Origin of the sequence: Leptolyngbya sp. AS-A5, from assembly GCF_039962495.1 — a bacterium.
In the GTDB taxonomy this organism is placed as follows: Bacteria; Cyanobacteriota; Cyanobacteriia; order Leptolyngbyales; family Leptolyngbyaceae; genus Leptolyngbya.
This window is the reverse complement of sequence record NZ_JAMPLL010000009.1, coordinates 159,018-180,011: the sequence shown is the minus strand read 5'-3', so window position 1 is coordinate 180,011 and position 20,994 is coordinate 159,018. Positions and strand designations below refer to the sequence as shown.

Annotated in this window: 21 protein-coding genes and 1 pseudogene; 14 read left to right on the top strand and 8 right to left on the bottom strand. The window is 47.6% G+C overall.

Features of this window, described 5'->3' with window-relative positions; genetic code table 11:
* Positions 1-118 precede the first annotated feature (118 nt).
* A pseudogene (locus NC980_RS13435) lies at positions 119-268 on the bottom strand (response regulator); the annotation flags it as partial.
* A gap of 153 nt (positions 269-421) precedes the next feature.
* Between NC980_RS13435 and gyrA the strand changes: the two are divergent.
* Together gyrA and NC980_RS13425 are read left to right on the top strand one after the other, a co-directional pair.
* Positions 422-2,995, top strand: coding sequence for a DNA gyrase subunit A (gene gyrA / locus NC980_RS13430; RefSeq protein WP_190377044.1), 2,574 nt, complete (start codon positions 422-424; stop codon positions 2,993-2,995).
* A gap of 103 nt (positions 2,996-3,098) precedes the next feature.
* Positions 3,099-3,320, top strand: a complete 222-nt coding sequence (locus NC980_RS13425) for a YgiT-type zinc finger protein (RefSeq protein WP_242026921.1) — start codon at positions 3,099-3,101, stop codon at positions 3,318-3,320.
* A gap of 484 nt (positions 3,321-3,804) precedes the next feature.
* Here the strand turns inward: NC980_RS13425 and NC980_RS13420 are convergent, their stop codons facing one another.
* On the bottom strand, positions 3,805-4,032 hold the full coding sequence (locus NC980_RS13420) for a type II toxin-antitoxin system Phd/YefM family antitoxin (protein ID WP_190377042.1): 228 nt from the start codon (positions 4,030-4,032) through the stop codon (positions 3,805-3,807).
* Positions 4,033-4,223: 191 nt separating this feature from the next.
* On the opposite strand from NC980_RS13420, the gene apcD reads away from it, so the two are divergent.
* The 3 genes from apcD to NC980_RS13405 all read left to right on the top strand — a co-directional run bounded on the left by apcD (position 4,224) and on the right by NC980_RS13405 (position 6,591).
* Positions 4,224-4,709, top strand: a complete 486-nt coding sequence (gene apcD / locus NC980_RS13415; RefSeq protein ID WP_190377041.1) for an allophycocyanin subunit alpha-B — start codon at positions 4,224-4,226, stop codon at positions 4,707-4,709.
* A gap of 131 nt (positions 4,710-4,840) precedes the next feature.
* The gene (locus tag NC980_RS13410) at positions 4,841-5,398 is read left to right on the top strand and encodes a DUF924 family protein (protein ID WP_190377040.1); all 558 of its coding nucleotides are present in this window, start codon (positions 4,841-4,843) and stop codon (positions 5,396-5,398) included.
* A gap of 20 nt (positions 5,399-5,418) precedes the next feature.
* Positions 5,419-6,591, top strand: a complete 1,173-nt coding sequence (locus tag NC980_RS13405) for an alpha/beta fold hydrolase (RefSeq protein WP_190377039.1) — start codon at positions 5,419-5,421, stop codon at positions 6,589-6,591.
* Between the two features lie 44 nt (positions 6,592-6,635).
* Here the strand turns inward: NC980_RS13405 and NC980_RS13400 are convergent, their stop codons facing one another.
* The 4 genes from NC980_RS13400 to psb29 form a co-directional block, all read right to left on the bottom strand.
* Positions 6,636-7,238, bottom strand: a complete 603-nt coding sequence (locus tag NC980_RS13400) for a Uma2 family endonuclease (protein ID WP_190377038.1) — start codon at positions 7,236-7,238, stop codon at positions 6,636-6,638.
* A gap of 31 nt (positions 7,239-7,269) precedes the next feature.
* Positions 7,270-7,947, bottom strand: a complete 678-nt coding sequence (locus NC980_RS13395; RefSeq protein WP_190377037.1) for a cation diffusion facilitator family transporter — start codon at positions 7,945-7,947, stop codon at positions 7,270-7,272.
* Positions 7,948-8,022: 75 nt separating this feature from the next.
* A complete protein-coding gene (cynS, locus tag NC980_RS13390; protein ID WP_190377036.1) occupies positions 8,023-8,463 on the bottom strand; it encodes a cyanase in 441 nt (146 codons plus the stop codon).
* A gap of 194 nt (positions 8,464-8,657) precedes the next feature.
* A complete protein-coding gene (psb29, locus tag NC980_RS13385) occupies positions 8,658-9,350 on the bottom strand; it encodes a photosystem II biogenesis protein Psp29 (protein WP_190377035.1) in 693 nt (230 codons plus the stop codon).
* 135 nt (positions 9,351-9,485) lie between these two features.
* Here psb29 and NC980_RS13380 point away from each other — a divergent pair, with 135 nt between their 5' ends.
* On the top strand, positions 9,486-9,938 hold the full coding sequence (locus tag NC980_RS13380; protein WP_190377034.1) for a hypothetical protein: 453 nt from the start codon (positions 9,486-9,488) through the stop codon (positions 9,936-9,938).
* On the opposite strand, the gene NC980_RS13375 is transcribed toward NC980_RS13380, so the two are convergent.
* Positions 9,910-11,163, bottom strand: coding sequence for a VWA domain-containing protein (locus tag NC980_RS13375; RefSeq protein ID WP_190377033.1), 1,254 nt, complete (start codon positions 11,161-11,163; stop codon positions 9,910-9,912). The genes NC980_RS13380 and NC980_RS13375 overlap by 29 nt on opposite strands.
* Positions 11,164-11,336: 173 nt before the next feature.
* On the opposite strand from NC980_RS13375, the gene NC980_RS13370 reads away from it, so the two are divergent.
* The 6 genes from NC980_RS13370 to NC980_RS13345 all read left to right on the top strand — a co-directional run bounded on the left by NC980_RS13370 (position 11,337) and on the right by NC980_RS13345 (position 17,014).
* Positions 11,337-11,780 (top strand): GNAT family N-acetyltransferase, encoded by a 444-nt coding sequence (locus tag NC980_RS13370; protein WP_190377032.1) that lies wholly within the window; start codon positions 11,337-11,339, stop codon positions 11,778-11,780.
* 49 nt (positions 11,781-11,829) lie between these two features.
* Positions 11,830-14,481, top strand: a complete 2,652-nt coding sequence (locus NC980_RS13365; protein ID WP_347272611.1) for a phospholipid carrier-dependent glycosyltransferase — start codon at positions 11,830-11,832, stop codon at positions 14,479-14,481.
* 110 nt (positions 14,482-14,591) lie between these two features.
* Positions 14,592-16,163 carry a radical SAM protein gene (locus NC980_RS13360; protein WP_190377058.1) on the top strand — a complete coding sequence of 524 codons (1,572 nt, stop codon included), beginning with the start codon at positions 14,592-14,594 and terminating at the stop codon, positions 16,161-16,163.
* 96 nt (positions 16,164-16,259) lie between these two features.
* The gene (locus tag NC980_RS13355) at positions 16,260-16,505 is read left to right on the top strand and encodes a UPF0175 family protein (protein ID WP_190377031.1); all 246 of its coding nucleotides are present in this window, start codon (positions 16,260-16,262) and stop codon (positions 16,503-16,505) included.
* Positions 16,502-16,843, top strand: coding sequence for a DUF3368 domain-containing protein (locus tag NC980_RS13350; protein WP_199298532.1), 342 nt, complete (start codon positions 16,502-16,504; stop codon positions 16,841-16,843). The genes NC980_RS13355 and NC980_RS13350 overlap by 4 nt, the downstream gene beginning before the upstream one ends.
* A 12-nt stretch (positions 16,844-16,855) precedes the next feature.
* The gene (locus tag NC980_RS13345; RefSeq protein ID WP_199298531.1) at positions 16,856-17,014 is read left to right on the top strand and encodes a DUF3368 domain-containing protein; all 159 of its coding nucleotides are present in this window, start codon (positions 16,856-16,858) and stop codon (positions 17,012-17,014) included.
* Here the strand turns inward: NC980_RS13345 and surE are convergent.
* Entirely contained in the window at positions 17,003-17,680 is a 678-nt protein-coding gene (gene surE, locus NC980_RS13340; protein ID WP_190377030.1) for a 5'/3'-nucleotidase SurE, read from the bottom strand. The genes NC980_RS13345 and surE overlap by 12 nt on opposite strands.
* A gap of 198 nt (positions 17,681-17,878) precedes the next feature.
* Between surE and era the strand changes: the two genes are divergently transcribed.
* Both era and NC980_RS13330 read left to right on the top strand, forming a co-directional pair.
* Positions 17,879-18,808, top strand: a complete 930-nt coding sequence (era, locus tag NC980_RS13335; protein ID WP_190377029.1) for a GTPase Era — start codon at positions 17,879-17,881, stop codon at positions 18,806-18,808.
* Positions 18,809-18,889: 81 nt separating this feature from the next.
* Positions 18,890-20,773 (top strand): GTPase, encoded by a 1,884-nt coding sequence (locus NC980_RS13330; protein WP_190377028.1) that lies wholly within the window; start codon positions 18,890-18,892, stop codon positions 20,771-20,773.
* The last annotated feature ends 221 nt before the right edge of the window (positions 20,774-20,994 follow it).

The following is a 20,994-nucleotide window of genomic DNA, read 5'->3' as shown; positions in this document are numbered from 1 at the left end:
TTAGCACCGGGATAGCAGATTCAAATGTCTACGTCATAGAACCTACAGCGTAGACATGTACATAAAGTAAAAGCTAGTTTTCAAGGCATTTTCAGCGATTTAGCTGTAGATAAAATGAGATAATGTCTGCCTCTCCGGCCTGTGCAATCTGAATCACTTCGTCTACATTCTCAGTATGCTTGACTGCCAGACCTCCGCGCTTTGTCAGAATTTTGGAGAAGACTCTCGCGTTAATCAGATCATCCTCCACAATCAGAACGGTTTGCATTATAAATTCCTCTTACGAAATGCACTGGATACGGCAAAATAGAACGATTGTAAGGTAGCTCAACTGTATTAGTATTTTCAGGCAAGAGCGATCGACCCTTCGGAACCCCCAAAACTCCGACTATTGTAAAAGTTCAGCAGGATAAATAGGCTCATGGCGCGGACGCAACCTCAATCACAACAGTTAAACATTCTCCCAACCGGACAGGTGATCCCAACTGCTCTACATACGGAGATGCAGCAGTCCTATCTAGAATATGCCATGAGCGTGATCGTAGGACGTGCGCTGCCGGATGTCCGCGATGGTTTAAAGCCTGTTCATCGTCGTATTTTATACGCGATGCACGAATTAGGCTTAACTCCCGATCGACCTTACCGTAAATGCGCCCGTGTTGTCGGGGATGTCTTAGGTAAATATCACCCGCACGGCGATCAGGCGGTTTACGATGCGCTGGTGCGAATGGTGCAGGATTTTTCTAGTCGCTATCCGTTAGTTGGGGGTCACGGAAACTTTGGATCAGTTGATAATGATCCGGCTGCGGCGATGCGATATACCGAGACGCGACTCTCTGCGATCGGGAATGAAGCTTTATTAAATGAAATTGGCGAGGCAACGGTTGATTTTGTTGGTAACTTTGATAATTCACAACAAGAACCAACCGTATTACCCGCGCAGTTACCGATTCTGTTGCTAAATGGCAGTTCAGGGATTGCGGTGGGGATGGCGACGAATATTCCACCCCATAATTTAGGTGAAGTTATTGATGGGTTGGTGGCGTTGATCGATCGACCTACCTTATCAGATGATGAATTACTCGCACTAATTCCGGGGCCTGACTTCCCCACAGGCGGCGAAATTATTGACACAAATGGAATTCGAGAAGCTTACTTAACCGGACGCGGAAGTATTCCCGTTCGCGGAATTGCTAATCTCGAAGAAGTTAGCACTGGACGCGGCAAGCATCGTAGAAGCGCGATCGTGATTACAGAGTTGCCTTTCCAAGTGAATAAGGCAGGGCTAATCGAAAAGATTGCGGAACTTGTGAACACAGGCAAGATCGAAGGCATTGGGGACTTGCGGGATGAGAGCGATCGCGAGGGGATTCGCGTGGTGATCGAACTGCGCCGCGATGCGAATCCTCAAAAAATTCTTAACCTGCTCTACCGGCAAACTCCACTGCAAACCAATTTCGGCGTAATTTTGCTGGCGTTAGACAATGCTCAACCGCGCCAAATGACGCTGCGAGAATTACTGAATTCATTTTTATCGTTCCGCGAAACCACCCTAACTCGACAATATCGCAACGAATACGGGCAAGCCGAAAGCCAACTTCACATTGTTGAAGGTCGATTAAAAGCGTTGTCGAACCTTGATGACGTGATTCAAATTCTGCGGAATGCTCCGGATGGCGGCACTGCTAAACTTCAGTTGCAAGAGCGACTGGATTTGAGCGATCGACAAGCCGACGCAATTCTTTCGATGCCGCTGCGCCGTCTCACCGGAATGGAGCGTCAAAGCCTGCAAACCGAGCATGACGAACTTGTTGTGAAAATGCAGGAGTTGAATAAGCTCCTCAGCGATCGCCGTGAATTACTGAAAGCGCTGAAGAAAGACTTACGATCGCTAAAGAAAAAATACAGCGACGATCGACGAACTAAAATCGTTGCGGCTACAGAAATTGCAGCCGAAGTCAGCGAAAAAGATGATGTTCCTGCGGCAAAATCAACAACAAACTTATCGTTTGAGTTTGAGGAAGAAGAACAGTCCGCAGTCGTGGAAGTGACACAGCGCGGATATGTGCGGCGAATGACTCCGAAAGTGTACGATCGCGTCAGCAAGAATCGTAACGATGACACCGCAACGAAAGAACTCGAAGACGGAGACGATTTCGCAACGCAAACCGATTTCACTACAACAGGTAAAACGCTAGTTGTCTTCACGCGCAGTGGAAAAGCTTTTGCGGTAAAAGTTCGCGACATTCCACAGGCAAATAATAGTAAATCGAAAGGTACACCGCTTGTGGCACTCTTACCACCTGCCGCACAAGCAGAACCAGATTCGATCGCAGGCACGTTCATCCTGCCCGATGCGATCGAGGATCAATTTGTCCTGCTGCTCACCGAACAAGGACGCATCAAACGATTACCGCTCTCTGAGTTCACCGATCTAACCGGACGGGGGCTCACGGCTCTGAAGCTCAAAGAAGGCGATCAGCTTTTGTGTGTAAGTCCGGTGCAAGTCGGAGAACAAGTCTTACTTGCAACCTCAAGCGGACGAGTCTTGAGATTTGAGGTGAACGATTTGCAGATTCCGATCGCAACTCGCACCTCTCAAGGTCAAACCGGAATGCGCGTTTCTAAAAAAGAACGGATTGTTGGTTGGGCGATTGCTAACGAAGACGATACGTTTCTGATGATTTCCGAGCAAGGCTACGCGAAACACATGGGGGTGCAAGCCTTACGTCGTGCAAGTGCGGGAGAACTCGGAACCCAATCCTTCCACTTCAACAACAAAACGGATGTAGTAGCAGGAATCGTTGCCGTATTGCCTCAATCGCTGGTGTTCCTGTTAACAAATGAGAATCACTTAGCGCGGATTGATGTAGACGTGATCGATCTGAGCGCGAGAGACGATCGTGGATCTCGCATCGTCAAACTCAGCAAAACCGAGCATGTGACTCATGTGAGCTTGCCCGTGCTGTATGGGGACGAAGAAGCGATCGAGTAGATCGATGTTGCGGTGGGCAGATGGCTAAATCTCTGATCATCGCGACACAAATGAATTAAAGCTGCGACTTAAAGGATCTTGTTAGCTTAGGTAGCGCAAAAAAATGATTTGTGAATCTTGTAGCGGACAACCTATCTTCAAAAAAGTGAGACGACAACATTGGACAAACTTCAGCATCAACATTGTTGAAAATGTTGATGCTGAAGTTTGTCCAGGCTGTGGAGAGCGCTATTTTCATGCCACCGTTTTAGACAAAATCGATCGGCTCCTCACTGCAGAACATCCAGTTAAGCAGCGCCTTGATGTCGAAGTTGTCAGCCTGTGAGACACAATACGCCAGGAAATCGAAGACAATCTCCTTTTACCGATCGCCACGCTCCGAGAACGCTTACCTAAGATGTGTGGAGAGTGAAGAACTTTGGAGCGATCGCAGATTAATTAATCGTTTGCAGAGAAGGCGTTTTGATTAGATTTTGCTCCATTGTGGCGAGTTGTAAATCGTAGTGAATTGCAGTAGTAGCAATAAAGCGATCCGATGGATCTTGGTGAGGGCAAGCTAATGACGGCTGAGGAGCGCAATTTCATGATTGAGTACGGCTGACTTTCCAATTTCTGCAAAGCTTGATTAATCCAAGTCATCGGATCAGGTGGCAACGATAGCTTTCCTTTCTCCGCAAGGAGCATGACTTCCCAGATGGTGATAGGACTTAGCCATAATTCAAAGTCTGAGATTATATTCTTCAAGATCTGGGAAAGTTGTGGGTCGTCAAACAGATACCAGAGTCAAATGTGCGTGTCCAGCAGGATTTTCATTGCAGCACTTCCCAAGGCTGCTCAATGGGAGAAACGATATCACCTAAAATTTCATCACGACCCTTCATAAATCCAGCAGCAGGACGGGGCTTATGAGATTGCGCTGGATTTATGATCGCAATAGGTTTGCCCTCATGAATTACAGTGAGGGGTGTATTGGTTCGTTGAAGTTTTAACAGTATTGCTTGCAGAGCTTCAGGAAGGTCATTCGTCGTAATCGTCATTGAGTTATATTGAACGAATAAACTCTATTTTATTCGTTACTCATTTTCTGAGTTGATTTGAGGCATTCGCGATCGCACCCTCACACGACGAAATGTAACAATTTGTCAAGACAAATGAGAGAATCCCCTTTCGCATCGTGCCCGAAACTCGGTAAACTACAAAGTGACTTCTGAGATACTGCAATAACAACATGAGCGTAGTTAGCCAAGTTATCCTACAAGCCGACGACGAGCTTCGTTACCCAACGAGAGGCGAACTCAACGGGATAAGAGAGTTTTTTCAAACCGGAGAACAGCGCACTCGGATTGTGAGCGTTCTGTCTGATAGCGAAAAGAAAATCGTAGAACAAGCCAGCAAGCAATTGTGGAAAAAACGCCCCGATTTCATTTCTCCGGGCGGTAACGCTTACGGAAACCGGGAACGGGCGCTGTGTTTACGCGATTACGGCTGGTATTTGCGCCTAGTGACTTATGGCATCCTCTGCGGTAGTACTGACCCGATCGAGAAAATTGGAGTCATCGGTGCGCGGGAAATGTACAACGCGCTCGGTGTTCCAGTTCCGGGAATGGCAGAGGCAATTCGCTGTCTCAAAGAAGCTTCTCTGGGTCTCCTGAGTGAAGCTGATGCAGCAGAAGCGGCTCCCTATTTCGATTTCATTATTCAAGCGATGTCATAAGGCATTCAACTTAATCGACTCCCCGGAGTCTCTGGCAGACGATCGTGACACTATCGCGGCGTTTTTGGAGGCTTTGGGGAATTTTGCTTTTTAAAGTTCCGAAATTTTATAGAGATTGATTGGAGAAAAAGATGACTGCTGTTGAAGTTTTATCGTTCTGGTTCGGGGACAAGCTAGAAATGCGGAAGGAATGGTTTACCAAAAATCCAATTTTTGATGCAGAGGTACGATCGCGCTTTCTCCCCCTTTACGAGCAAGCCGCATCGAATCAGCTTGACGACTGGAGCAGTTCTCCCGAAAGCTGTTTAGCGTTGATCATTGTGTTAGATCAATTTCCGCGCAATCTGTTTCGGGACACACCTCGATCGTTTGCGACAGATACTAAAGCATTAGAAATTGCGAAAGATGTGATCGATCAGCAGTTTGATCAGCAAGTTGCCCCAGTCCAGCGATTCTTCTTCTATTTGCCGCTCGAACACAGTGAAGATCTCGATGATCAAAACGAATCAGTCCGTTTATTTGAGCAATTTAAAGGCAATCCTGAGTTAGAAGAAATTTACGATTACGCTTTGCGCCATCGAGCGGTAATCGAGCAGTTTGGGCGGTTTCCTCACCGCAATCAAATTCTGGGTCGTTCTTCTACGCCAGAAGAAATCGAGTTCCTGAAACAGCCCGGATCGTCGTTCTGAAATCTTTTTAAGCCAAAATCATGAACATTGCCGCTGACACGATTCCCACGCTTGAGCAAATCAATCAAACAAAATCTGCGATCGATGCCTATATTCAATCTCTCAATCAGAATCCTGATGGTAGAGACGGTGCACTGCCGTATTACTTATTTCACGAACCGGGTCGATCGATTCGCGGCACGGTAATGATTTTTCACGGATTCAGCGCCAAACCGCATCAAATGTGGCGATTGGCAGATTATCTCTTTCGCAATGGGTTCAACGTTTATCAACCCTCGATCGCAGGACATCCGCTCATCAATCCAGCCAAAAACTGGTGTCAGGTCGATCTCAAGCCCGAATATGCAGAACCGATTAAAGAAAAGGTGCAAAAAGATCCGGTGCTGCAAGCGTATATCAAAAACTTCACGAATAATCCAGGAGCTACCCGTCCCGGATTTATGCAACAGATGGGATTGATGGCGCGATTAGTCATGATTGAGCCGCAACTGCTCGATATTATCAAAGCGCTAGAATTGCCCGATGATCCAGATTTCGATCGCTATTTCATTTCTTCGCATTTACGCTATCTCACCGAAGCGCAAGCAAGATTAAACGAACTTGCGGCAATGCCGGGAGATATTTTCACGGTGGGCTTGTCGGTTGGCGGTGCGGTTGCCTTGGGATTAGCGGCATCGCGTCCCGATCGCGTCCGGAGAGTGGTTGCTTATGCGCCCTTGCTGAAGATCTACGGGGAAGAACGGCGGCGCTATGTGAACTTAGCAGGCCCGTTGGACATTAGCGAATCGGGTTGGGATGCGAATTTGAGATTTCCGGTTGGATGTCTGACGGCTGCCGATCGCTTTGGGAGCAGCATGGTTTTGAGTGACAAATCGGTGCGATCGCTCTCAAACATTCCCACGTTCTTAGTCTTGACTGAGAACGAAGATGCAGCCGATATCGAAACGAATCAAGACTTTTACCAGCGCATTGGTGGAGAAGGCGAAGGACACCGATTCTTCCTGTATCCCAAAGAAGATCTCGTGCCGCATCCGATGGTTGATCCAACTGAAGTCAGCCAAAATATGAGTAATCGATTCTGGCAGAGCCTGTATCAGGAGACGTTCCGCTTTTTGACTGCTGGACGAGTAAACACGACCAACTTGCATAGCATTGAGCAAGATCCAAATTTACCGATCGTGCCTCCTGTTTAATTGCAGTTGCGATGGGTGCTTTCTGAGCGCAGCGATAAAAGCACTCATCGCCCAGCGTTGAGAATTTGTTCTGCGGTAAGTTGCAAGTGTGGAAATGTGGGAGAAATGACGCAATTGCTCCCCTGAAATCGCTCGACTTGATAGACTCCATCCACCAACGAGTACACGCTAACGGTCGGACGTTTTGGAGAACCAATATACTTTGCCGCTCCAAACGGATCAGGATCAACAATCCAATATTCTCGAATTCCTTTGTTTTGGTATTCTGTCACCTTCTCGCGGTAGTCTTGCAGCGCAGTGCTATCGCTGACAACCTCCACGATTAGAATGGCAGCGATCGTTAAGATAGCAGGTCGATCAATAGATTCTTCAACTGCTTCGATTGGCACGATCGCGACATCTGGAAGGCGAGAGGTGTTTTCTTCTGTTTGCTGTCCAGGATCGCGATGTGCTTCCCAGGGGAGCTGTCGCCGAGTAATCTCATCGTCGAATGCGCGTTCTAGAAATTTAGCAATTCGATAGTGTAACCAAACAGGCGGAGCCATTAGCTGTAATTCTCCCCGGACTAATTCGTAGCGCTCTTGACTTGTTTCACAGAAGTCCAAATATTCCTGAAAAGTCAGCTTCTTCGTCTTTGCGATGTTCATGCGATCGTGCCTCGCCACTCCGGTAAGACAATCATAGCGAGCGTCGTAGTTCTTGAATACTCTGACGAATTAGGGGAATCGTTGACACTAAGATTAATCCGGCGATCGCTAAGCTAATCGCGCCATCTGCCCACATCCAATGAAAAACAGCAACGGAGAGCGCTGCAACAATCACCCCAATCGCCCCTAACGCGTCCGCGACAACGTGCAAAAATGCCGCACGTAAGTTCAAATCGTGATCGCTGCCTTGATGCAAGATTGCAATATTAATACCATTCACCGCTAAACCAACGATCGCAGTAATTAGCATCGGTAAGCTAGAGATCTCAGGTGATGTTGTTTGAAACCGGGCGATCGCTTCCCACATAATCCACAGCGACACTACGATCAGTCCAACTCCGTTTAGCAAAGCTGCCCAAGTTTCCGGCGAGCGACTCGGTTTGATGGTAACGGTATTCTCGCCGATCCAGCCCCACTGCATCGGAGCCTGAGCCATCCGCGTCGCTAATAATGCCAACACCAGCGCAAAACAATCAGACACTAAATGTCCTGCCTCCGCCACCAGCGCGAGACTGTGACTCGATAAGCCGATCGCGCCTTCAACTCCGGCAAAGCTGCCTACCACAATCAGCGCAGATAAAAGCTGACGTTGCTTGGTTTGGGGATCGTGGACCGGACAGGCACAATTGAGAGAATGAGGAGCGTGCATCGGCATCTCAACGAATACAACGGGATCATTGACTGTGACCAGTGTAGATGAGTTTCCGCTGAACGCTCCAGAAATCTACCACTTCTTGTAGGGCAGGAATTTACCATTCATGGTCAAAAGGACGCGATCGCCCTTCGGATCTTCGATTTTCTCGATGTCGAGGGTGAAATCGATCGCGCTCATGATGCCATCCCCGAATTTTTCATGAATGACTTCTTTGATCGGCATTCCGTAGACCTGCATGATCTCGTAAAAGCGATAAATCAACGGGTCAGTCGGAACAACAGGGCCTAAACCTTTCACAGACGATTGAGTGAGTTCTGAAGCAAGATCCTGACTCAATCCCAAAGCGTGTAATAGCTTTGAGGCTTCATCCTCAGAAGCCGTCGCTTGGCGGTAAAACAGGGACGCAATCCAAACTTCGTCGCGTCCGAGCATGGCTTCTAGATCGGCGAAGCTCAACCCCTTTTCCTTTTTTGCGGCTAGGAGTTTTTGTGTGATTTCTGGGATAGTCATGGGATGTATCAAATTCGGGTCGGTTCTACTTGTAGGCGAATTTGATCCTATAGATGTGTTGCGATCGCTACCGTTCGATCATTTGGAGCGATCGCGATTCCTGCAAAAATAAATAGAGACAAGTCACCGACTTGTCTCTACCATCGTTTGGATTTCCCGACACAATCCAGGAATACAGCCAATCAAAATTCAGTTTAAGGCTCAGTAGCTGCCTCGTCTTTCGAGGGTTCGACAGTTTTTGCTTGGGCGCGTTCCTCGCGTTTCTTGCGATCGGCAGCCAGCGCATCTGCAATCACCGCTTGAATCTGCGTCATTTTCTCCAGATTGCTGCGGTACAGTTCCAAATCTTTTTGCATCTTGTCTTGCGACACGTTCAAGGCTTGACCGACTTGTTTTAAGGCTTCAGTTAGTTTGGCAGTATCCTTGACCGAATCGGGGCTAGCCGTTTCGAGAACCGTGTACAAACCAACCGCAAATAAACGGCTGTATTTGAACTTCGGATTTGATGCGATCGCGGCTAGCACCTCGCGAAACTCACCCGCCTTGTCGGGAATTACAAGGTTCTCCCAAGGATTTTGCGATGCGGCAGAAAGTAGGTGCTGGGCATCGTTGCGATACTGCTGCGGATCGGATTCGAGGGCGCGACAGAGCGAGCTGAAAATCGATTCTTTGTCAGCTTCAGGGCGATATCCCTGCATAAAGCGATCGAACGTCGTCACCACACCCAGCGCATAGAAGGGGTCGTAGCGGAAGTCCGTGTTGACGGCAAGCAGGTGCATTTCGACCATCAGTTCTTCCACCACTCGCCGGAAAATCGAATTCACCGGACGGGTGTGCAGATTGTAAAACGATCGCTTGGTATCAGAAACGGTACGAACACTATTCACGGGATTTTTCGGGGATCTACGTTAAATCATTGTAGAGGGTAACGGGAGATCGATATTGTTTTTGCCGCGATTCGCTCTCGATTTAGAAATTTTGATCTGTCAGAATCGTTCAAATTGATTTTAAGGGAGATGGGTATGAAAACGGTGGCGACGGTAGCGGTGGCGCTTGCAGTGTTGGGTCAGGGTGTAGCAATAGCGGCGCTACCCGATGTGGAGACGTATGAATTTGTGGCTAAAAAATACAATTTGCTGATGCGTCAGAGCCGCGATGGTTGTGTTTTTTATGCTGATCCAGAATTTATCGTGGCGCGAAGCGAAAAGCCCGATCGCTCCGATAAAAATATTCGCCAACTGATTGTGCTGCAAACGATGACAAAAGACGGCGGTTCGGCTTGTAGTGGTGTGTTTCAGTTTCAATATGCGGATGTGAATTGCAGAACCAACACCATCACCTACACTGATGGTGTTGGTTCTCCCGCAACTTGGAAAACGTCTAACTATTCTGATCCCGCAATGGCTAGGAAAATCTGCGCTTTACCGACGGTTGAATTTGCCACGCCTACTCAGAATCTGCCACCCGCAAGATAGTTTTCGAGACTAATCGCGTTTTTTTGCGATCGGCTTCCGATAGTTCTCCGCCTGCATTTAACTGAGTTGCGTTATTTTGCAAAACGGTTGCGGCATTGCGATCGCCCAGTTGAAGCGCGGTTTTTGCTGCCGTTTGCAGCATTGTGACAGCACCTTGACGATCACCCTGCTGTAATTTCGTTTCGGCGATTTGGGTTTGGCGGTATTTCGCAAGTGTCAAGATATTCTGCTGAACTTCTGGATCAAGTTTGGGTTGATATTGTGCTTGCGAAGCGATTTCGACGGGGAAGGTTTCAGACGCGAATCCGCTCTGTCTTGCTGCGGGATCATCGTATCTAATCTGAACTTCGGCGATCGTGTTTTTCCCTTCGGGTAACTGATTGACATAAAGATTTGCCAGAATTACACGGGGCGCATTGGTCATCAAGTCGCCTAATCGGACGATCGCTAAATTTCCTTCTTGCTGTACCAAAAGTTCGATCGTCTCCGGAGCAACTTGAGCGATCGGTTTAAGTTCTGCAAGCCGAGTTCCAGGAGCCAGCGTGAGGTGCAGAAACGCATTGGTAAGTCCGATCGATTGAATGCGATCAAACAGTCGTCCGAATTCTGTTACCGCTTGTTCGGGTTCCTGAATGTACGAGAGCGCCCCACCACCCGCATCGGCAATCTTTTCTAAAACATCTTGATTCCAAGAGTCGCCAAACCCAAGGGAATTGATCGATAAACCTTGATTGGTGGCAACTTGAGCCAGCTTGAGGCAGCGATCGTTATCGCCATGCTCGTTTTCGCCATCGGTGAGGACAAACAGTTGCGAAATGGCTTCTCTTTTACCTTTAGCAGTTTCTTCGATGCCCAATCGAATGCCCTCGTCGATCGCCGTTCCGCCTGCGGCTTCGAGCCGATTTAATGCTGCTTTAAGACGGTTTGGATCCTCGACGATTTGATTTGGCAGGAGAACTTTGGCTTTGTGGTTGAACGTGACGATCGACAGCCGATCTCCCGGTGACAAGCGATCGATTAATCGTTCTGCGGCTTGCTTGACGGTTGAGAGCGATCGTCCTTCCATCGAACCGCTTTGATCGAGTACCAGACAGAGATTAAGCGGCACTGTGCGACCGGAGGAACTGGGGAGCGCTTCAATTGCGATCGAAAGTTGTCGTTGGCTACTTGATTGAGCAGCATCTAGATGAGCATCACTCAGCGCACACTTTAAACCGACTTGCATTGCAATCACTCCATCTGTGGAGAATTCAAACTTGCTAACAACTACAGCTTATCTCAGGCATTCTCCGCATTCGGATTCCCGCCTTTGGAGTCAGCCATCTTGACGAAATTCGCCCCAGATCAATTAGTATCTTTTAAGTCTGCATTGCTCAGGTTGTCGCTCAAACATTATTCATGCAAGCCAATTCTCTCGTCATTAAAGTCGCATCGTTTGAGCGCGATTACAGCGATATCGTCGCGATTCGGACACGGGTTTTTCAGGAGGAACAAGGAGTCGATGCAGCGCTGGAATTTGATGGGCGGGATCAAGCCGCGACGCATTTTCTAGCGTATTGGGGAGAGCAAGCTATCGCAACGGCGCGGATTCGACTTCTGGATGCAAAAAACGCAAAATTGGAGCGACTTGCAGTTTTAGCGACCTTCAGAAATCAGGGAATTGGTAGAAAAACTGTAGAAACTGCTCTAGAATTTCTGGCTGATAAAAATATCTCTGATTTACGCATTCATGCTCAAACCTCGGTCGTTGCGTTCTATCAGCAATTAGGATTTGTTACGGAAGGTGAGGAGTTTGAAGAAGCGGGGATTCCGCATATCAAAATGAACTACAAATTTCCGTGACAAATGAACTACAAATTTCCGTGACTTTAGTGAACTGGGATTGACGGGAGTGATTGCAAAGCAGCAAGAGCAAAAGTGGGTAAAAGGCTTCTGGGTCGTGGTAATCGCTTGGGCGATTGGGGCGGCGATCGATCGCATTTGGTTTGCCGTTGATCGATCGATTCCTGCCTGGGATCAAGCCGAATATCTAACGGGCGCAATGAACTTTTGGCGGGCTTTTCAGCAGCCGGATTGGTTTTCTCAGGCTTGGTGGACAAGCGTTTGGTTGCTTTCTTCTAAAATGCCACCACTTGTGTATTTAACTACTGCACCATTTATTCATTCATTCGGTTCTGGACAAGATCGATCGACGCTCGTTAATTTGCTATACAGTGCAATTCTACTTGCATCAGTTTATGGATTAGCGGTTCGATTATTCAGTGTTCAAGTTGCGGTCTGGTCGTTGGCATTGTGTCTAATATTGCCTGGATTATATGTAGTTCGGTTAGATTATTTGATCGATTTTCCACTGGTCGCGATCGTTACGCTGACGTTTTTTTGTCTGACACTCTGGGCAACAGAAACAATCACACCTAAATCTCATCATTTGTCGGCGAGCAGTGATCAAGCTGCTTCTGTACCCATTACGCAATCGTTTGCGATCGTACAATCTTTTTCATTTCCAAAGATTCAATCCTTACGATCGTGGTTCTATGCGGTTGCATTTGGAATTTCATTAGGACTTGCGTTTCTGACAAAACAACCTGCACTCTTTTTTCTGTTTACACCGATCGTTTGGCTTAGCATTCTCGCAATCAGAAAAAAAGCATGGCAGCGATTGCTGCAATTAGTCTTAGGTCTCATCATTGCGGCTCTAGTCTGTTTGCCCTGGTATCGAACGAATTGGCTGATTACTCTTACGGCAGGAAAACGCGCAACTGTAGATAGCGCGATCGCAGAAGGCGATCCACCGTTGACCACTCTGGAGGCTTGGATTTATTACTTCAAGGCTCTACCCGCTTTAGTTTCTGTACCGCTATTCGTCGTGGGCTTGGTGGGATTGTTGCTGTACTGGAAGCGATCGGTGATCCAAGAACAGTGGGAATGGATCGACGGGCGATGGCTGAAAATCGCGGATTATGGTGGTCTGGGCAGACGGGGATACCGCCGCGAGATTCATCACGCTTGGTTGCAGTCGGTTCGCTGGTTATTGATCTTTTTGATTGGCGCGTACATTCTTTGTTCTGCAAATGTGAACAAAGACGATCGCTATATCGCACCCTTGCTACCTGTGTTGGCGATTTTACTCGCACAAGGATTGCTGTTATTTCCCGATCGCTTACGTATTTTTCGCTGGGGCGCGATCGTGCTTTCAACCATTTTTATGATCGCGAATTTATTACCGATGCAATACAGTCCTCGATTTCTGCAAACAGCTCACGCTCGTCATGCAGTGCTTTCGAGTAATTGGCATCAAGCGGATGTCGTGAATGAAGTGATTAGTGCAGAACCATATTTGCAAAGTACGATCGGGGTTTTGCCGTCGCTCCCAGAATTGAATCAGCACAATCTGAATTACGCTGGCATCTTAAGAAATTATCAAGTGTATGGGCGGCAGGTCGGAGCTGATCGAAAGCAGGTTGAACTGGATGCGCGATCGCTCTCCTGGTATGTGACAAAAACAGGCGATGCCGGATCAATTCGTCGTCCAGAAGCTTACACTGCGGTCAGCCGAGCGATTGCCCATAGGCCAGATTTCCTGCTGCACAAGTCCTGGGAACTGCCCGACAACAGCAAACTCGAATTGTATCGTCGCTTGATCGCACCCGTGCGCGTCGCGCACTCTCCTCAACCCGCCGAGCAAGTCAAACTCGAACAAATTCGCATTCCCAACCAAGCCGCTCCCGGAAAGCCGATGCCGATTACCTACCGTTGGTCAGGTTCTTGGAAGCAGTTACGCTCTGGCTCTGTGTTGCTGACTTGGACGCGAATTGCGGACGATACCACTAAAAAGCCTAGAGAGCGATGGTTTCACGATCACGCGCTCGCGCTCGGTACGCTCCATTCTCCCGCAAACTCTGATAACGCTGCTTTCCAAGTCACAGAGAGCATTGCTGCATTACCGGCTCCGAATACTGAAGGCGTTTACACCCTCACGGTTGCCTATCTCAATCGCGAGACCCAAGCGACTTACGCGATCGACAGTCCTGATGTGCGTTTAACCATCGCTCCAACCGCTACGATCGAATCGCCCGAAGTGGATGCCGTGACTCAACTCCGCGCCCTCGCTGCGACCATGCCACAGGGAATTAAGGCGCTCGATCGTATCTTTGCAAAAGTTGGACAACTGAATCAATACGATCCGAATCAAGATTACGTTACACAAGCGAGACAGATTCTAGAATACCGACTACAACAGGAACCGAATAATCTAGAGTTCGCTTATGGATTAGCTTTAGCGAATGTTTTGAAACGGCGGGTACAACCCGCGATCAACGCTTTTGAGCGTGTGACTCAACTCGATGCCAGAAATCCGATCGCCTACGCTTATCTTGCTTTTGTCAATTTGTATGATTTTCGTCCTCATGCAGCACAAAAGGCAATTAATTCTGCGATCGCGCTTGATCCGAAACTCAAAGAACTGCATACGTTGAATGCTGTTGCTGGATTGATGCAGGGAAATTTGATACAGGCTTGGCAGGAATATCAGCGATCGCGCTAAAGTTCCGCCCACGGCATCAACATTCGAGTGCTAGGCTGAAGGAGCGCAACTTATTTGAGTTTGATCGTTTTCCAGTGACTTCTCCTTTCTCGTCCGAACGCCTATTGTTCATGCCTGCAACACCGATCGCAGACGCAGTTCCGCTTATCTTTGCTTTTCCAAACGAATACAGTGTCGGAATTACGTCACTCGGATATCAAGTCGTTTGGGCAACGCTGGCAGCACGATCGGATCTCGATGTGGCGCGATTGTTTACGGATGTGCATGAATCTTTGCCGTCTGAACCAGAGCTATTGGGCTTTTCGATGTCCTGGGAATTGGATTATGTCAATATTTTGGGACTGTTGGAATCATTAGACATTCCGATTTGGAGCCGCGATCGCACGGATGAGCATCCGATCGTCTTCGGTGGCGGCCCGGTACTCACCGCGAATCCTGAACCCTTTGCAGATTTCTTTGATGTGTTCTTACTTGGAGATGGAGAAATTCTGCTGGATGCGTTTATCAATGCGTATCAAGAAGTTCGTCACGCCGATCGCGCCACACAACTAAGGCATCTAGCACAAGTACCGGGAATCTATGTTCCAAGCTTGTATGAAGTGACTTACGAAAGTGCAGAGGGTGCGATCGCGGCAATTGTTCCGACTGATTCGACTGTTCCCGCTCAAGTTCAGAAGCAAACCTATCGCGGCAATACGCTTTCTGCTTCGACTGTTGTGACCGAGAAAGCGGCTTGGGAAAATATCTTTATGGTCGAAGTGGTACGGAGTTGTCCGGAGATGTGCCGCTTCTGTTTAGCAAGTTATCTCACCTTACCGTTTCGGATTGCAGATGTTGAAGCTTCATTGATTCCAGCGATCGAACAGGGCTTGAAGTACACCGATCGATTAGGCTTACTGGGTGCATCGGTGACACAGCATCCAGAGTTTGAGAGCTTACTGGACTATCTTAATCAACCCCAGTTTGATCAAGTGCGATTAAGCTTATCTTCGGTACGAACCAATACTGTGACCGAAAAGCTTACACAAACATTGGTGAAACACGATGCGAAGTCCATCACGATCGCTGTTGAAAGTGGCAGCGATCGCATCCGGCAGATTATCAATAAAAAGCTGTCAACTGATGAAATTACCCAAGCTGCAATCAACGCCAAAGCAGGCGGGTTAAGTGCGCTGAAGCTTTACGGCATGGTGGGACTTCCCGGCGAAGAGCAAGAAGATTTAGAACAAACCGTTGCAATGATGCGATCGCTGAAAAAAGCGGCTCCAGGTTTGCGGCTGACACTCGGATGCAGTACCTTTGTGCCGAAATCACACACTCCGTTTCAATGGTTTGGTGTGAATCCGCAATCCGAAAAACGCCTACAATTCCTGCAAAAACAACTCCGATCGCAAGGCATTGATTTTCGTCCTGAAAGCTACAACTGGTCTGTGATTCAAGCAATCTTATCGCGAGGTGATCGCCGACTTTCTAAGTTTTTAGAACTCGTCCGTAACTATGGAGATTCACTCGGCAGCTATCGGCGAGCATTTAAGGAACTGAAAGGACAGTTACCAGATTTGAATCATTATGTGTTCGATCGCTGGGAACTCGATCGCGTGTTGCCTTGGAGCCATTTACAAGGCGCATTACCGCAAACAACTTTAGAGAAGCATTTGGCAAGTGCGATCGCACTTGCTTAGAGATTCGTCTAACTTCTAGGTGAGAGCTATAATTTCAAAAATCTGCTGCGTTTAATCCTAGCAGAAGATGTCCTGTTCAGGTTCTTCACATCTTTTATGAGTCTTCTCATCCCTGACGAATTAATTAAAGCTTCTGGACTATCCGAAGTTGAACTGCTACAGGAATTGATTCTGATGCTATTTCAGCGCGAGAAGCTCACGCTTGGCAAAGCTGCACAAATTCTGGGCATGACTCAACTTGAATTTCAAGCCCTTCTTGCAAGCCGTGACCTTTGTATTCACTATGATGTTGAAGACTTGCACGAAGATGTTAAGAATCTGCAAGAGCTAGGGTTACTGTGATCATCGTTAGCGATACGTCGCCAATTGCAAATCTGATTGTAGTGAATTACATTCATTTGCTTCCACAGCTTTTTGGCGCGATCGTCATCCCTGATGTTGTTCATCAAGAACTACTCGCCAATGGCATTGATCACCCTGTTACTCAGACGATTCAAACTGCGACTTGGTTAGAAGTTCGTTCTACCACTGATCAGCAGAAAGTTTTAGTTTTGGAAAACAATCGTAATCTCGATCCTGGAGAAGCAAACGCAATTGTGCTTGCATTAGAACTTCAGGCGACTCAAATTCTGATCGACGAACGCCTCGGACGGCTTGAAGCAAAACGCCAAGGTCTATGAATTACCGGGATCATGGGTGTTTTACTTGCTGCCAAGCGTCAAGCCATAATTACTTCAGTTCGCCCGATTGGAAATGCTTTGATTCAGCAAGCAAACCTTAGAGTGAGCGATCGACTGTATCAGGAAGTGCTGCAACTTGCAGAAGAAAACAATGAACAATCAAACCTTTAACTGTGTAATCGCAATCTGACCCGATAAGCAAACATCCACATCAGAACCTCGATCGCGCTTTCGTGCCCCATAGTTACCACAGTAGTAAAAATCATCGCCCTCAATGCGAAAATCACTCGGAAGCGGTTGTGTGCAAGGTTCGCAGAAGACAATTTTCGGATCAGGCGCATCCGGCTCAACATAGGGAAGATTCACATTCCAGTAGAATCCCGGCTCATAGGAACGATCGCTCAATTCCTGCAAAACTTTCGCGGCGAGATTAGTCGATCGATTCCAATCCACCGGAATCTTACCTTTCTTATATTGCGAAATGGCAATCCCTGGAACGCGATGAAATGCTGCTTCTCGAATGGCTGCAACCGTTCCAGAGATATAAACATCAACGCCCATATTTCCACCTGCGTTAATACCAGATAAAACCAGTTTTGTATCAGGAAAAAGATAGTTTAGAGCAATGCGACTACAATCCGCAGGAGTGCCAGCGATCGCATATTCTCGATCGCTGCGTTTTTCCACTCGAATCGGTTGAGTCGTTGTCACTTGATGACCACAGCCGGAATAGTGACCGCTCGGTGCAACCAACACTCCGGTTCCATTTACCGCACTTAACAATGCCCGAATTCCCGGCGCATCAATGCCATCGTCGTTCGTCAAGATAACCGTCATCAGTCTCCCAAATAAATTCCGAGTTCACGCGCAGTCTTCACCACCAGTGTACTGTCTGCATCGCATCAAGCTCCAGTAGCCGATACTCGTTAAAATTCCGATTCGTTTGACTTCAGCCATAATCTCATACACTGAATAAGCTGTGAGTTTAGTACGATCGAAACCAACAGTATCCAAGATTACAGAATAGATTTAGGAATGTCAGAAGAAACAGACATTTTCACGATTCCCACCGCACCCGAAGATTATCGATCGGGCTTTGTCGGCATCATTGGTCGTCCCAATGTTGGCAAGTCCACGATTATGAATTTCCTGGTGGGTCAAAAGATTGCAATCACCTCCCCAGTCGCACAAACCACGCGCAATCGGTTACGCGGCATTCTCACCACGCCTGAGGCTCAGATTATTTTCGTAGACACCCCCGGAATTCATAAACCGCATCATCAACTCGGACAGGTGTTAGTCAGAAATGCTAAGGGCGCGATCGATGCGGTTGATGTGGTCTTATTTGTGGTGGATTGCTCAGTCGAGCTAGGTGGCGGCGATCGCTATGTTGCCGAACTGTTGGAGCAAACGGAAACACCTGTGATTTTGGGTTTAAACAAATCAGATCAGCAGTCTGATGATGCTTTAGATAGACAGTATCGGGAATTAGCAGAAAATAGAGGCTGGACGATCGCGAAATTCTCAGCGCTTCAAGGCGATCACATGGAAGCACTGCAAACCGCTATCATCGAAAAGCTAGAACCGGGGCCATACTACTATCCGCCCGATTTAGTCACCGATCAGCCAGAGCGCTTCATCATGGGCGAACTCATCCGAGAGCAAATTCTACTTTTGACCCGTGAAGAAGTGCCGCATTCAGTCGCGATCGCGATCGAAAGAGTTGTCGAGGAGCCGAAGCTGACACGAGTTTTTGCCGCAATTAACGTCGAGCGTCCTTCACAAAAAGCAATTCTTTTAGGAAAAGGAGGCAGCATGATTAAAACGATCGGTACTGCGGCTCGCGAACAGATGCAAAAACTGATCGAGGGCAAAGTGCATCTAGAGTTATTTGTGAAAGTGCTGCCGAAATGGCGACAATCGCGGGTACGATTGGCTGAATTTGGCTATCGAGAAGAAGATTAACGATCGTTCACTAAGTCTCTAAAACTCGCCCAAATTTGTACACTTTTGTACACTGAAGAAGACAAACGTTGGTGTCCTCTTATGGTGCGATTGCGGATTTGGCAATGGATTGTGTTGGCCCTTCCGATCACGCTTGTGGTCGGATTTCTACTTGTTGCCGCAGGCTTGCAAATTCAAGCTTGGGGCATTAGCTGGATTTGGGCGATCGTCGGATTAATCTTCTTCGCTTGGCGATGGTTGTTAGTTAAATGGACACAACCCGCCTTACAGCAAGTTGAAGCCATTGTTGCCGAACTATCCGAGGAAGCAACCGAGTTAACGGATTCACCCGCAACTGAAGTTACTCGAAAAGTTGAAGCCGAAGTCCAAAAGATTTTGACGGAAGCACAATCTGATTCGCCGCTCTGGGAAGACTGGAATACTTTTTGGCAGCGCTGTTTGGGCATGATTCGAGCGATCGCATCAGTCTACTACCCAGAAGCTCAGAAACCCTTATTAAACATCTATGTTCCGCAAGCCTACACATTGTTGCGCGGAACAGTCGATGACTTAGATCAATGGATGCGCCAACTATCCCCTGTGCTAAATCAAGTCACGGTAGGACAAGCAGTACAAGCTTACGAGATCTATCAAAAACTTGAACCCTCCGCCCGAAAACTTTGGAAGGCTTGGGGTTGGGCACAATGGTTACTAAATCCAGCCGTAGCAGTCACTAAAACCGTCACACAGCGTAGCGGCAATCAAGCTACACAAGAACTACTCGGAAATCTCAGTCAGCTATTGCGAGAAGCCGCATTACGAAACTTAGCTCGACAAGCGATCGCGCTTTACAGTGGCACAACTCCCCCAGCATTAACAACGATCGGGCAACCTGCTACACCTAAGTTTCAAACCCTACGAGACATCATTGCTCAAGCAAATCCAACGGATGTCGTCGAACAAAAACCTGTCAGCCTATTGTTAGTGGGTCGCACCGGAGCCGGAAAAAGCAGTGTGATCAATACTTTGTTTGTTGAAGCTCAAGCCCAAGTTGATGCGCTCCCTTCAACCGATCAGATTCAAGACTATCAGTGGCAAACAGAAACCGGAGATACACTTACACTCTGGGACACACCCGGGTACGAACAAGTCGAGCGTCCTGAACTACGTGATCGAGTATTAGACTATGCCAGAAACACGGATTTAGTGTTGCTAATCACACCTGCACTCGATCCAGCCTTACAGATGGACTTAGACTTTCTGAGTGAACTACGATCGCTCTCATTACCAACCATTGCGGTCGTCACTCAAGTTGATCGCTTACGTCCAATTCGCGAATGGAATCCGCCATACAACTGGCAATTCGGCGATCGACCAAAAGAAATCTCAATTCGTGAAGCAGTTGCTTACCGTCAAGAAGTATTAGGTCACGTTTGCTCATTTGTGCTGCCGCTTGTGACCCTTGGAAACAATCGTGAACCTTGGGGAGTAGATGCCCTATCGATGTCGATTCTCAACACGATCGATCCCGCTAAACAAGCCCGGCTTGCTCGATTCATGCGAAACATCGATGCTCGAAGCGCCGCAGCAGCAAAGATTATCGATCGCTACACCTTCCAGATGACCACTACTCAAGGTCTAACTACCTTTCTAAAAAGTCCCATCCTGCGATTCATCTCAGAAATCACAACAGGTTCACCTACGCTTGCATTTCTCTTAGCCGAACGCATTCCGATCGAACAATTGCCGATCGTCATTGGCAAACTACAGATGGCTTACGATCTCTACACACTGCTACAACCTAAAACTCCACTTGACCTTAAATCACTGTGGAACTTGATTGTAGATAACACAGCCACTCCGGATCGGGTTGCTTGGGCGTTTGGTCATGCACTGACCGAATACTGGACACAGAATTTATCGATCAACCAGCTTGAAGTCCGCTATCACAACTATCTCAGCCCTGAGCAACAATCTCCCAAGTGAAGCACAGATTATTACAAATTGTGTGTTTCTAGCACAATCAAACCATTAAATTCGATGATTCCGAACAATTAAAGCTTAATCTAGTTTTAAATTCAGATTAACCTTGAGCATCGCGAGTTTGTTTATTGTATTGAAGGGTTTGTTCGCCAACAATTCCAGATTACTTTTTATTGTGAATGTTCTTCAAATTTCCACCGATTGACAACTCTGAGCAGTTTGCT